Genomic DNA, 11,782 nt, shown 5'->3' on the forward strand with positions numbered 1-11,782 from the left:
CGTGGCCTAAAAACACCGCTTACGAAGCTATCAGCTAGTTCCGATAATGGAATTGGATCGCGGCTATCGAATACCACCTCACAAAGGTCTTCCGGTGCCCCATCCTTGATCTTCACGCCTGCCCTCCAAATGGCTGCCCCCACGATGGACCGGAACTCTTTATATGAAAAGGGCAGCTCATAGGTGTGTTGAGCGATACCGTGCCATAAGCGGACGGCGGCTTGGCAACATCACGCGGGAACATTTCATACACGTAGCCGCATCCCTGCTGACACCCTTCAAGGCGTAGAGATCATCGGCGCGGCCGGTGGGAAGGGGTTCGTCCAGAAGCGCGTAGAGGAGTCGGAGCTGTGAGGCCCTCATGTCCACTTCGCCTACGGCTTCCCCACCTAGCTTTATCCGGCGGCGGCGCTGCTCGCCCGTGTAGGACTCATAGGCCTTGCCCATGCCTTTAGTTCGGAGCGAGTAAAATCGGCCTCCCCGGTTCCAAGCGTAGCCCGGCTCGTCACCGTTATTGAAGATGCGCCGAAGGCCGATGAAATCGGCACCAGTCACCCCGATCCCCGCCAGAAAATCGTTGTGGGCCTGAAGGTCGCCAAGGATCGGCTGGAGCTGGGGCAGGCTCATGTCCACAGGGAGGTTTTCTCCCTTCCGCATAACGCCCTCGCGGCGCTCTTTGGTGGCCCGAAGTTCCACGAGCGGCCCAACACGACCCAGCGGAACGGCCGCGCTCTGCAACGGCTCTGGAGGACTCCAATGGTCCTTCCAGGCGTCCAGGGAAATTCCCGCCGCCTTCACCTCCTCCAGCGCCTTCGCAGTCAGCTTGAAGCGGGCTTGATAACCGCCGCTCTGGACGACTGGCCCTTTGGCCCCGGTCGCGACGTTGGTGAAGCTAACGAGCCGCTGACGGCCAGGGGCGAAGGCAAGGAAGCCCGCGGTAACCATCGCGTCCTTCATCGGCTGGAAGACGTCGTAGCCAAACCCGAGGACCCGGCTTGGGAAATCCTTAGGGGACGTGCCGTGATACCCAACGACCCCACGGGCCTCCAGCCTCAACAAGTCCGCCATGAGCGCCCGCAATGCTGTCCGGCGCTTCGTTGTCGTGGACGGTTTCAGGCGCTTGATAGGCTCGGGAAAGACCAGCTCGTCTAGGAGCCCCTCGACTATCCGCTACGCCCCGCAGACCGTCGATGAAGAAACGCTCCTGAACACGACCCTAGGGGACCTCGTGCTCCGCTATGGCCGGGAGGTTTCCTCACTGAAGCGCGGCGCGAAGGCAGAGGCCTATAAGATCACCAAGATCGCCCAATCGTCGCTGGGCGGCATCCTGTTGCATGACTTACATTCCAAGGCGATCAGCCAGTACCGCAATGCCCGGCTGCAATGCGTTGAGCCGTCGACCGTCCGTATCGAGCTATCGATCATCCGCCGGTCCCTTGATGTTGCCCGCCGAGAGTGGGGTTTCGATATCCCGAAGAATCACGCCGCAATGGTAACCCTGCCGCCCCCGAGCAAAGGACGCGATCGGCGCTTGATGCCGGGGGAACTGGAGAGGCTGGAGCGGGAGCTATCCCATCATCCCGTGGCCCTCGCGGTGGTCCGGTTTGCCGTCCATACGGCGATGAGGCGCGGCGAGATACTTCGCATCAAATGGCGGGACGTAAACCTCGCCATGCGCATGGTGTACCTCCCCCAGACCAAGAACGGCGATCCGCGGACCGTTCCGCTCCCTGACGGCGCCGTGGAGGTCCTGGAGGGCCTAGAGGCGACAGCGGAGGAGGCGTTTCCGATCGACGAGAGCGCTCTCCGGTGGGCGTGGGACCGGGCTTGCCTTGCGGCGAACATCCGTGACCTTCGCTTCCACGATCTGCGGCATGAAGGCGTCTCTAGGCTCTTTGAGATGGGGTTGAGCGCCCCAGAGGTCGCCCTGATATCCGGGCACAAGACCATCGCCATGCTGATGCGATATCTCCACCTGCGGCCGATCGAACTGGCGCGGAAACTGCAGGGCCTGAAGCTGCCGCCGTCCGCCTGAAGGTAAGCGCCCACCCGGCGCCAGACGGATTGCAAGCGCCCCACGGAAACATTGCTTGCTTCTATCTCTTACGGCATCTTGTTGAGATGGCTGGGGTAACGATAGCAGAGTTCAGACGGATCGTGGATGCCGCTATGCTTGAGAGGGGGTATCGCAAGCATAAAATTCAGGGCGCTCAGACGAAAGTTTATGCGATCGGATCGGGGGACATTATTCGCTATTTCGGCCCACATGCCATTCGTCGCTCGTGGGGGTGCGAGCTACTTGGCGTTTTTGGCATCGATCTGCCAAACCTCCGTGAGTGGCTGTTGGCCCGTGGCCATGATCGCCCGATAAGCGGATTGTGTTATTATATGACAAACGAGCGGCAATTTATGCGGCCGGTCGCAGTGGTAGATGAAACCGATCTGCCCAATTTGAAACCCTGGTTCGACGCGATCCATTCGCGTGTTCTAAGCCTGCCGTCCGATGTCCACGATCTCGCGACAGCCATGTCGGGCGCCGCTGACCATCTAAGGCTTTTACGTGAAAGCTCTCTAGATTTCTGGCCTGGGTACAACGAGTGGATTAGGCGAGATAAATATGGAAACGCGCCACGTTAACGGCGGCTTTCCACTACTTTGGGCCATTCACGCGGGATGCGATGCGGACAGGCCCCAGGCGTGCAAAAGGGCCGGAAGGTCACCCCGCCCGGCCCGTTGCTGTCTTGAAGCGCTCCGGCGACCCTATGCGACGGCGAGAAGGGCCTCTAGGTCCCGCCGGGAGACCGCAACCGACTGCGGCCGGTTCTGGTCGTCACGCTGAAGAAGGACGAACATCCCATCGCCCATATAGTGGGCCGTGCCGTCCTCCAACGCGATCGCCGGTGCCGCCGGCTCGATTGCCGATGCCGCAGTGATCTTCCCAAACTTCATCAGAACCCCCCCGGTGTACACGAGCCCGCCGCGGGCCGTTGCGGCGCTTGTGACACAGCGCCCAGATAGGTACAAGATGATAGTCCAAACTTTAGAGGGGTGGCGTTAAATAGCTTTGAAAATTGGCCATTTTTCATAGGTTCGGCCGATCCCTGTAGCCGGCACCATTTCCCTTCAGCTTGCGCGCGGCGACGGCGGCGTCACGGTGCGCGCGGCATCGACCAGCAGCTCGGCGCCATTGACCAGCAGCGCCTCGTCCGAGGCGAGATAGAGCGCGGCATAGGCGAATTGGCGCGGATCGCCCGCGCCCGGGCTTGCGGGCGGCAAGCCCATAGTCTGCCGCGCATTCCATACCATCGGGGTGTCGATCGTCCCCGGATGGATCGAGTTGCAGCGGATGCCATAGCCCTGATTCTGGCAATGCACCGCGATCGATTTGGTCAGCGAGCGCACCGCGCCTTTCGACGCGCAATAAGCCGCGGCATAAGCCTCGCCGCTATGCGAGCCGACCGAGGCGATATTGACGATCGACCCGCCGCCGCTTGCCTTCATCGCACGCACCGCCATCTGGCAACCGAGGAACACGCCATCGGCATTGACCGCCTGAATCCGCCGCCAGTCGGCGAAATCGGCATCCTCGATCGAGCCGGGGATCAGGACGCCGGCATTGTTGACCAGCACGTCGATCCGCCCGAACCGCTCGAGCGCCGCGCGGCCGACCGCATCCCATTGCTCGGGCGAGGAGACGTCATGACGCACGAACAACCCCGGCCGCGCGAGCCCGGCCGCGACAGCCTCGCCTGCCTCCGTCGCGACATCGGTGAGCACGACATGCGCGCCTTCTTCCGCGAACAAGGTGGCGATCGCCGCGCCGAGCCCCATCGCCGCGCCAGTGACGATCGCGACCTTTCCCTCGAGCCGCCCGCCGGTCATGCGTCGCCCGCCTCGCCGCGGAATGCCGCGACCAGCCGATAATAATCGTCGTCCGGCCACGGCACGCTATGCGTTTGCGCCGGCCAGTCGGCGTGGCGCGTCGTGGCCGGCATCACGGTCGAGAAATCGGCAAGACCGCGGCGGTGCAGGATCTTCCACACCCCGTCGCGGCATTCGCACAGATCGATGTAGCGCCCCTCGAAAAAGGCATCTTCCTCGCCCTCGCCGTCCGCCGCTTTGCGGCGATGATGCGCGAGATAATAACTCTCCGCCAGCGCACGATCGCCGCGCACCTCGACCGACACGTTCGAGATATGATGCGCGGCGTGGAGGCAGCGCGCGATGATCGGCAGCGCATAATCGATGAAGCCGTCCGACGGGCCGTTATAGCCGCCGTGCGCGGTGGTCGCCTCGGGCCAATAGCATTGCCGCATCGCCGCGATATCCTTGCGATCATTGGCGCGCGCGCCGGCGTGGATCAGCGCGGTCACCGCCAGCGTCGCCTCGATCCGGTGGAGACGCTCCGCAAGGTCGGTGAGCGGCATTATTGCCCCTCGTCGCGGCTGATCGCGAAGGCGGTGGCCTTGGTCAGCCCGTTGGAGATCGTCGCGATCGCGCGCCGCGCGCCGGGCACCTGCCGCTCGCCGCCGCGATCGGTGACCTGGATCACCGCCTCGGCAAGCTGGGTCATGCCGTGAAGCCGCCCCTCGCCCAGCGCGCCGCCGCCGGTATTGACCGGCAGCTTGCCGCCAAGGCTACCGTGCCCGTCGCGCAGGAACGCCAGCCCCTCGCCGCGCGGCACGATGCCCAGCCCTTCGAGCCACAGATAAACGAACGGCGCGAACCCGTCGTACAATTGCGCAGTATCGAAATCGTGCGGCGCCATGCCGGTCGCTTCCCACAAGCGCGTCGCGACCTGTTCGCATCCGATCCAGATATCGTCGAGCGTCATCGGCACGCCGGTCGGCGGCGAATGGGTGCCGGCGGAAAAGCCGGTCAGCAATGCCGGCTTCTGCTTCAGATCGCGTGCGCGCTCGGTCGAGGTCAGCAGCAGCGCGACGCAACCGTCGACGGGGATGTCGCAATCGAGGATCGACATCGGATCGGCGATCATCCGCGCGTTGCGATAATCATCCGCGACGAGCGGCTTGCCGCGCCAGAAGCCATGCGGATTGCGGCAGGTATTGGCCCGATTGTCGACGATGTAGCGCGTGAAATCGTCGCGCGAATAGCCGAACATCTCGAAATAGCGTTTGACCACGCTCGCCGCCCAGGACGGCGGCCCGCTGAAACCGAACGGCGCGAGCCATTGCTCGGGGCCGACCGCAAAGCGGTTCTCGTAGTTGATATAGCTGCCCGGCGGCACATGCAGCGCGCGATAGACGATGACATGGCTGCATACCCCGCTGGCGATCGCCATCGCGGCTTCCATGAAGGCCTGGGTGACCATGCCGTTGGTTGACCCGGTCCAGCGCGTATGGGTGTGGATACCGAGCCGCTCGCCGAGCGCCCAGGGGGTGACGACATCGACCCCCTCGACCGTCCCCTTCGCCCCGCCGTAGCGCGGCATCGACGGCGAGGTGGTCAGCCCGTCGAGCACACGGCGATCGACGCCCGCATCGCCGAGCGCCGCGTCCACCGCCTCCACCGCCAGGCTGGCGAGCGACCGTTCGGAACGCCGCGTCAGCGGGCTATAGCCGACCCCGGCGACCGCGATCTTGTCCCTGAACGCCCACATCATGCCTGCTCCCGCACCGGGCGGAATTGCGGCAAGGCGCAATCCCCGGTCACCGTTTCGAACGTCACCTCCAGCGGCAGGCCAAGCTGCAAGTCTTCCTCGCGCGCGCCGACGATATTGGTCGAGAGCAACAGATGTGGCTGCTCCGCCAGTTCGACGATCGCGACGATCAGCGGCAGCATATCGCGAAACCCCGGCGCCGGCGCCTCACGCAGCACGCACCAGGTGAACAGCGTCGCCTTCCCCGATACGGTTTCATAGCCGAGATCTTCGCTGCCGCAGGCGGGACAGGCCAGCCCCGGCGCGTGGTTCCAATGGCCGCATGCGCGGCAGCGCTGGATATCGAGTCGCCCGGCCTTTGCGGCCTCCCAGAATGGCGCGCTCACTTCGTCGCCGAGCGGCAACGGTCGCAGCACGGCTTCGCTCTCCGCGGTCACGCTCAACCTCTCTTTCTGGCACCGATATATCACACCAGTGCAATTTTCACCGACTTGTGTGCCTGTATTCGTCGCCCGTTGCAAGCGCTTCACCGAAATTTGGCGAATGTCGTTGACGGGTCTGGCGCAAGGTCATATTTTTCACTCAAATGCAAAATTGAGAGGATGAGGCCTGGTCCCATGCAAGCTGCTGCTGCCGCCCCAATTCGCCCAGTCCATGTGCCGCCCGAACTGGTCGGCGGGTTCAACCTGATGGACGACCCGTCGATGATGCCGCAACCGCTCGGCGATCCGCACACCGCGATCGCGCGGCTGCTCGACGGGCCGCCGATCTTCTATTCGCTCAACATGACGCGCAACGGCGAGGGCGCGTGGATCGTGGTGCGTGCCGAGGATCAGCGCCGCGTGCTGCAGGACGGGGTGACCTTTTCCAGCAACCGCAACATCTTCTCCTCTGCGCTCGGCGAGACCTGGCCGCTGATCCCGCTCGAGATCGACCCGCCGGAACATGGCAAGTGGCGCTCACTGCTCAACCCCTTGCTCTCGCCCCGCCGTGTGGTGAACCTCGAACCAATCGTCCGCCAGCGCGCGATCGAACTGATCGAAGGGATCAAGGCCAAGGGCAATAGCTGCGAGGCGATGCACAATTTCGCCTTCCCCTTCGCGGTCAGCATCTTCCTGCAGTTTCTCGGCATCGGGCATGAGCGGCTGCACGAATTCGTCGGCTGGGCGAACGATCTGCTCCACGGCACGCCGGCGCAGCGCACCGCGGCGGCCAAGATCGTCGTCGCCTTCCTCGACGATCTCCAAGCGCTGCGCCGCCGCGAGCCGGCCGACGATTTCATGACCTTCGTCACGCAGGCCGAGATCGACGGGCGGCGGATGACCCCGGAGGAGGTCAAGGCGATGAGCGTGCTGTTGTTCGTCGCCGGGCTCGACACGGTGGCGGCGGCGATCGGCTTCGATCTGCTATATCTCGCGCAGCATCGCGCCGAGCAGGAAATGCTGCGCGCCGAGCCGGGCCGCATCCTGCTCGCCGCGGAGGAAATGCTGCGCGCCTTCCCCACCGTCACCCCGATCCGCCGCGCGACGCGCGATGTCGACGTGGCCGGGGCGCTGATCAAGGCCGGCGACCTGATCGCCTGCCCCTCGATGACCGCGAACCGCGATCCGGCCGAATTCGCCAACCCGGAGAAGATCGACTTCGCGCGCGAGGACAATCGTCACGTCGCCTTCGCTTACGGCCCACACCGTTGCCTCGGCTCGCATCTGGCGCGGCGCGAAGTGGTGATCGGGCTGGAGGAATGGCTCGCGCGGATTCCCACCTTCCGCTTCAAGGAGGGGCATTTGCCGACCGTCTATGGCGGGTTCGTTTTCGGGGTCGAGGATCTGATGCTGGCGTGGGACTGACGCCGGGCGGAATAGGAAGGGAAAAGAGCGATGCGCGTGATCGTGGATGGCGCCAAATGCCAGGGCAATGCCCGTTGCTGGGCACAAGACCCGGAAATGTTCGACCTTAACGACGAGGGCTATCTGCCGACGCAGGTGATCGACGTGCCCGACGAACCCGACAAGCAGCTCAAGGCGCGGCGCGGGGTGCGCGCCTGCCCGGAGCGGGCGCTGACGCTCGAAGAATAAGCGACGGCGCAAGATCTCCTCAGACTGCCGGCGGGAGCGCGCTCCCGCCGGTTTTTTTGTGCCCCGTCTCTCAGGCCTTGAGCCGGGGTGACGGTGGTGATGGACAACAAAGAAAAGGGGCGGAGCCGCAGCCCCGCCCCCTCCGATGTTCGCCCCTCAGGGTGCGCGTCAGAACTTGAAGCGCACGCCCGCGGTGAAGGCGCGGCCGACGAAATCGTAGATCGCGATATCGGTCGGCAGATTGACGCCCGGGACCGTGCCCGGGATCAGCGGCGGATCCTTGTCGAACAGATTGTTGATCGTCAGGAACGGCTCGAATTGTTTGCCGGCGCCGACATCGACCTTCGCCCGTAGCGTGAGATCGGTGTAGAAAACCGCAGGGACATGATCGTTGACGAAGGCGACGCGGGCGCCGTTGGGCAGCGCGCCGGGGATATCGAGCCGCATCGATCCGATCATCTGCTCGGAGATCGTGATGCCGAAACGATCGGTGCTGTAATCCGCGGTGAGTGAGCCGCGCCAACGCGGATAGCCCGCCGGGTTGGACCCAACCACATTGACCCCGGCATAATGCAGCGTCGGCGCGCCGGCATATTGCTGCGTATCGAACTTATCGAGATAATTGGCGTAGAGCCGCAGCGACAGTGCGCCGTCAGTCCCCACCCGCGTGCGATAGCTGGCGTCGAAGTCGATCCCGGCCGTCTTGAGGAAGGCGATGTTGGCCGGCGCAATCCGCACGAGCGTCGGGAAGGCGGTCGGCGAACTGCGCGTGATCAGCGCGCATTCCGGCCCGGTGCCACCGCTGTTGGTGCAATTGTCGATGATCTGCTGCGCCGAAAGCTGGTCGATCAGCGACTCGATCTTGATCGAATAATAGTCGATCGACATGCTGAAGCCCGGCAGGAAGCTGGGCGTCAGCACCGTGCCGACCGTCAACGTCTTGGCCCGTTCAGGCTTCAGATTGAGGTTGCCCGAGGTAACCGACGAGACGTTCTGGTTGATCCCCGATCCGATCGTGCCGGCGGCATTCTTCTTGTCGTCGACGATGCCGATGCCTGACTGCGCGCCGCTGTACAATTCGAACAGATTGGGCGCGCGGATGTCACGCGAATAAGTCGCGCGGAACAGGATGTCGTGCACCGGCTTCCAGGTGCCCCCGGCCTTCCACGTCGTGACGGTGCCCGACGTCGAATAATCGGTAACGCGCACCGCGCCGTTGAGGCTCAACTCCTGGAAGAACGGCGTATCCTTGAGCAGCGGCACCGCCAGTTCGGCGAAGCCTTCCTTCACATTGTAACTGCCCCGCGCCTGACCGACGTTGGTCAGCCAGAAAGCCAAAGTGCTGGCGGGAACGCCGCGCAGGCCGGCAAAATAAGCGGCGCGCTTGGCCGCGCTATCCAGATTGGCCGGATCGGCATTGCTGGTGAGGTTGAGCGACTGATTGCGCCATTCGACACCGGCAGCGAGATCGACCGGCCCGGCCGGCAGGTTGAACAGGCTGCCCGAAATGCTCGCGGTAACGGAGTCCTGCCTGATCGTCGCATCATAGCGCGAGGTGCCGGTGGCATAGGCATAGCCCGCCGGGGTCGCCTTGGCCGGATTGCCGGCAAGCAGATTGAGCGGCTGGCAGCCGGTATATAGCGCCGCGACCGTCGGATCGGTCAGCACGCGGCACGTCGGCGTGCCGTTGACCAGCACGACGTCGGTCGCGGCGTAGAGCCGCTGGTTGTCGTACAGGCCCGAGGTGGCCATGTGGTGGACAGATTCGCCGTGGCTGTAGTTCAACGTCCATTTGAACCGGCCGGCATTGCCGTCGAGCCCGGCGGTGGCCATCCAATAATCGGTCCGCTCGCGCGCCACCGGCTGCGGCTGGCCGGCATCATATTGGCCAACGGTGAGATAATCGTTCGCCCCGGTCAGCGTCGCCTGCATCGCGGGCGTCAGATACGGATTGCCGCTGTAGAGATTGACCGCCTGGCTCGGCGGAACGAGCGCGTTGGTCTGCGTCGGATAGACATAGTCGCTGCGGCTGAACAGCCCCTGGACATAGGCATTGATCCCGTCGGTCACGTCATAGGACAGGCGACCGAAGGCATTGTAGGTCTTTCCCGGGATGATCGCGGCATTCTGCTGCGTGATGCCATAGCCGTCCCCGCCCGACTGGAAGCCGGCGGTGCCGACCGGGGTGCCGAGGTTGAATGGACGCGTCGTACCGTCGGGATTGACCACCTGCCCGATCAGCGGATTGCCCGCGACGCTCGATCCGGTGATGCGGGCGTTGCCGGTCAGCGCCGAAATGCGCACATCGGTACCGATCGTATAGGGATTGGCCGCGGTGCCGGGGGTGCCCCCGCCGACCACCGAGCCGACGTAATTATAGCCCTTGTTCGAGAAGTCGCGATCGGCGCGCTTCATACCGTCATTGTTGGTATATTCGGCGCTCAGCAGGATGTGCCCGCGGTCGCCGGCGAAATTGGCGCCGCCCGCGAGACCGATACGCTGGTTGCCGGCATAGCCGCGCTGCGCGACGCCCGCCTGCGCCACCCCGGTCAGTCCGGTGAACTTCTTGTCGAGCACGAAATTGACGACACCGGCGACCGCATCCGACCCCCAGGCGGCCGAGGCGCCGCCGGTCACCACGTCGACGCGCTGCATCAGCAGCTGCGGCAGGACATTGGTGTCGATCGTGCCGACATATTCGGTCGGCGAGACACGCAGCCCGTCGAACAGGATCAACGTGCGCAACGGGCCCTTCGGGTTGTTGCCGGTGGTGCCGAGCCCGCGCAGGTTGAGGATGTTGCCGTGGATCGGCAGGTTCGAGAAGTTCGACGCCGCCTTGCTCGGGCTGAGCGAATTGGCGAATTGCGGCAGCTTGTTGAGCGCGTCGGACACACCCGACGGGGTCGATTTGAGCAGATCGTCGGTGGTGGCGACCGTCACCGGGGTCGGCGCGGTATAGCCATCGCGGACGATGCGCGTGCCGGTGACGATGACATCGCCCGACGTGCTGGTCGACGCCTGCGCCGTCTGGGTCTGATCCTGCGTCTGGGCTTGCGCCTGATCCGCCGTGGCGTCCGCTGCTGTCACGGCTGGGGTCGCTGCCGGTGCCGGCGCTGTGGCCGGCGGCGCGGTTTCGGCGAGGGCAGGCACGGCGAGCGTCAGCGCGCTGCTCGTCATGAGCGTGGCAATGGCACGAACCTTCATCTCAGCACCCCTCCATCATTGCGCCGCGGTTATTATTGGTCGGCGCTAAAGTAGACTCGAATGCAAAATTGGTAGGACTGCGAATCTTGCCTGTCAATGCAGAATTAAGGCTGGATCGAAACGCCGGATTCCTGTTGCCATCGTGCATGCCATGCCGCGATCGCGGCGGGCCGGATCCCGTGCACGACCGTCATCCGATCCTCCACCAGCAGCGTCTCATGCGTGCCCGGCCGGGTCCGCGGCCAGACGCTCGGCCCCTGCCCGTTCGGGTCACCCGATCGCAGGAAATTCAGCCACATGCTGCGCCAATGCTGCGCCATTGCTGCGGTTCGCGGATCGTCTTCGCGGGCGGTGCCGAACAGATAGGGCATGTCCGCGCAATGCGGCGCTCCCGGCACGGAGGCCCGCTCCGCCGGGGGCACGAAATCGAAATGATAACTCCACGCCGGCGCACGATAAGAGGCCAAAGCCGCCATGCCGAGCGCCGCGGAGGTGAAGATAAAATCGGTCTGGACGCGGCGAATCAGCTCCGCATCGCTCAGCGGGCCGGCGGTTTCGTAGCGCGGGCGCCACGAGTCGAGATCGATCCCGAACAACCGTTTCAGCGTCGCCGCATCGAACCCCATCAACCCGAAGACGCTCGCCTCATTGCTGGTCGAGCCGGCGATGAACGGCACATGCGCCTGCTCGCCGCGTGCGAAGATCGCGGAGATCGCATCGGGCACCAGCCGCCCGTCGACGATCGCGCCGAACGCCGGCGGCCCCGGATCGGCGGCCAGCACCTGCGCGATGCTCAGGCGACGCAGCGCCGCGAGCCCGGCCGCACCGGTGTCGGCCACCCCGGCGCGGGTGGCGAAGGCCGCCCCCTCCGCCTCGGCGCGGG

12 protein-coding genes are annotated in these 11,782 nt (G+C 64.5%); 4 read left to right on the forward strand and 8 right to left on the reverse strand.

Going from position 1 to position 11,782, the window contains the following annotated elements; genetic code table 11:
* Positions 1-177 precede the first annotated feature (177 nt).
* Positions 178-1,068, reverse strand: a complete 891-nt coding sequence (locus tag B3547_RS01030) for a hypothetical protein (RefSeq protein WP_292959639.1) — start codon at positions 1,066-1,068, stop codon at positions 178-180.
* Between B3547_RS01030 and B3547_RS01035 the strand changes: the two genes are divergently transcribed.
* On the forward strand, positions 1,067-2,035 hold the full coding sequence (locus B3547_RS01035) for a site-specific integrase (protein WP_292959640.1): 969 nt from the start codon (positions 1,067-1,069) through the stop codon (positions 2,033-2,035). The two genes, B3547_RS01030 and B3547_RS01035, sit on opposite strands and share 2 nt — an antisense overlap.
* 86 nt (positions 2,036-2,121) lie before the next feature.
* Complete coding sequence (locus B3547_RS01040; protein ID WP_292959641.1) at positions 2,122-2,637, forward strand: hypothetical protein; 516 nt, start codon at positions 2,122-2,124, stop codon at positions 2,635-2,637.
* Positions 2,638-2,760: 123 nt separating this feature from the next.
* On the opposite strand, the gene B3547_RS01045 is transcribed toward B3547_RS01040, so the two are convergent.
* The 5 genes from B3547_RS01045 to B3547_RS01065 all read right to left on the reverse strand — a co-directional run bounded on the left by B3547_RS01045 (position 2,761) and on the right by B3547_RS01065 (position 6,150).
* Complete coding sequence (locus B3547_RS01045) at positions 2,761-2,949, reverse strand: hypothetical protein (protein ID WP_292959642.1); 189 nt, start codon at positions 2,947-2,949, stop codon at positions 2,761-2,763.
* Positions 2,950-3,123: 174 nt separating this feature from the next.
* Positions 3,124-3,882: an SDR family oxidoreductase gene (locus B3547_RS01050; protein ID WP_292959643.1), complete on the reverse strand. Its 759-nt coding sequence runs from the start codon at positions 3,880-3,882 to the stop codon at positions 3,124-3,126.
* Positions 3,879-4,427, reverse strand: coding sequence for a nuclear transport factor 2 family protein (locus B3547_RS01055; RefSeq protein WP_292959644.1), 549 nt, complete (start codon positions 4,425-4,427; stop codon positions 3,879-3,881). The genes B3547_RS01050 and B3547_RS01055 overlap by 4 nt, the downstream gene beginning before the upstream one ends.
* Positions 4,427-5,623 (reverse strand): thiolase C-terminal domain-containing protein, encoded by a 1,197-nt coding sequence (locus B3547_RS01060; protein ID WP_292959645.1) that lies wholly within the window; start codon positions 5,621-5,623, stop codon positions 4,427-4,429. Before B3547_RS01060 ends, B3547_RS01055 begins: the two co-directional genes overlap by 1 nt.
* Entirely contained in the window at positions 5,620-6,150 is a 531-nt protein-coding gene (locus B3547_RS01065) for a Zn-ribbon domain-containing OB-fold protein (RefSeq protein ID WP_292959646.1), read from the reverse strand. The genes B3547_RS01060 and B3547_RS01065 overlap by 4 nt, the downstream gene beginning before the upstream one ends.
* Positions 6,151-6,237: 87 nt before the next feature.
* On the opposite strand from B3547_RS01065, the gene B3547_RS01070 reads away from it, so the two are divergent.
* Positions 6,238-7,467, forward strand: coding sequence for a cytochrome P450 (locus tag B3547_RS01070; RefSeq protein WP_292959647.1), 1,230 nt, complete (start codon positions 6,238-6,240; stop codon positions 7,465-7,467).
* Positions 7,468-7,497: 30 nt separating this feature from the next.
* Positions 7,498-7,695 carry a ferredoxin gene (locus tag B3547_RS01075; RefSeq protein WP_292959648.1) on the forward strand — a complete coding sequence of 66 codons (198 nt, stop codon included), beginning with the start codon at positions 7,498-7,500 and terminating at the stop codon, positions 7,693-7,695.
* A 168-nt stretch (positions 7,696-7,863) separates the two neighbouring features.
* Here B3547_RS01075 and B3547_RS01080 read toward each other — a convergent pair whose 3' ends face one another.
* Complete coding sequence (locus B3547_RS01080; RefSeq protein ID WP_292959649.1) at positions 7,864-10,899, reverse strand: TonB-dependent receptor domain-containing protein; 3,036 nt, start codon at positions 10,897-10,899, stop codon at positions 7,864-7,866.
* 104 nt (positions 10,900-11,003) lie between these two features.
* A partial coding sequence (locus B3547_RS01085; protein WP_292959650.1) for a carboxylesterase family protein occupies positions 11,004-11,782 on the reverse strand: 779 nt, incomplete at its 5' end.

Source organism: Novosphingobium sp. UBA1939 (assembly GCF_002336885.1).
GTDB lineage: Bacteria > Pseudomonadota > Alphaproteobacteria > Sphingomonadales > Sphingomonadaceae > Novosphingobium.

Excerpts from the sequence above, each read along its gene's own strand:
- B3547_RS01035 (WP_292959640.1), top strand. The coding sequence starts at position 1,067 with ATGAGCGCCCGCAATGCTGTCCGGCGCTTCGTTGTCGTGGACGGTTTC.
- B3547_RS01030 (WP_292959639.1), bottom strand. The coding sequence starts at position 1,068 with ATGGCGGACTTGTTGAGGCTGGAGGCCCGTGGGGTCGTTGGGTATCAC.
- B3547_RS01040 (WP_292959641.1), top strand. The coding sequence starts at position 2,122 with ATGGCTGGGGTAACGATAGCAGAGTTCAGACGGATCGTGGATGCCGCT.
- B3547_RS01045 (WP_292959642.1), bottom strand. The coding sequence starts at position 2,949 with ATGAAGTTTGGGAAGATCACTGCGGCATCGGCAATCGAGCCGGCGGCA.
- B3547_RS01050 (WP_292959643.1), bottom strand. The coding sequence starts at position 3,882 with ATGACCGGCGGGCGGCTCGAGGGAAAGGTCGCGATCGTCACTGGCGCG.
- B3547_RS01055 (WP_292959644.1), bottom strand. The coding sequence starts at position 4,427 with ATGCCGCTCACCGACCTTGCGGAGCGTCTCCACCGGATCGAGGCGACG.
- B3547_RS01060 (WP_292959645.1), bottom strand. The coding sequence starts at position 5,623 with ATGATGTGGGCGTTCAGGGACAAGATCGCGGTCGCCGGGGTCGGCTAT.
- B3547_RS01070 (WP_292959647.1), top strand. The coding sequence starts at position 6,238 with ATGCAAGCTGCTGCTGCCGCCCCAATTCGCCCAGTCCATGTGCCGCCC.
- B3547_RS01075 (WP_292959648.1), top strand. The coding sequence starts at position 7,498 with ATGCGCGTGATCGTGGATGGCGCCAAATGCCAGGGCAATGCCCGTTGC.
- B3547_RS01080 (WP_292959649.1), bottom strand. The coding sequence starts at position 10,899 with ATGAAGGTTCGTGCCATTGCCACGCTCATGACGAGCAGCGCGCTGACG.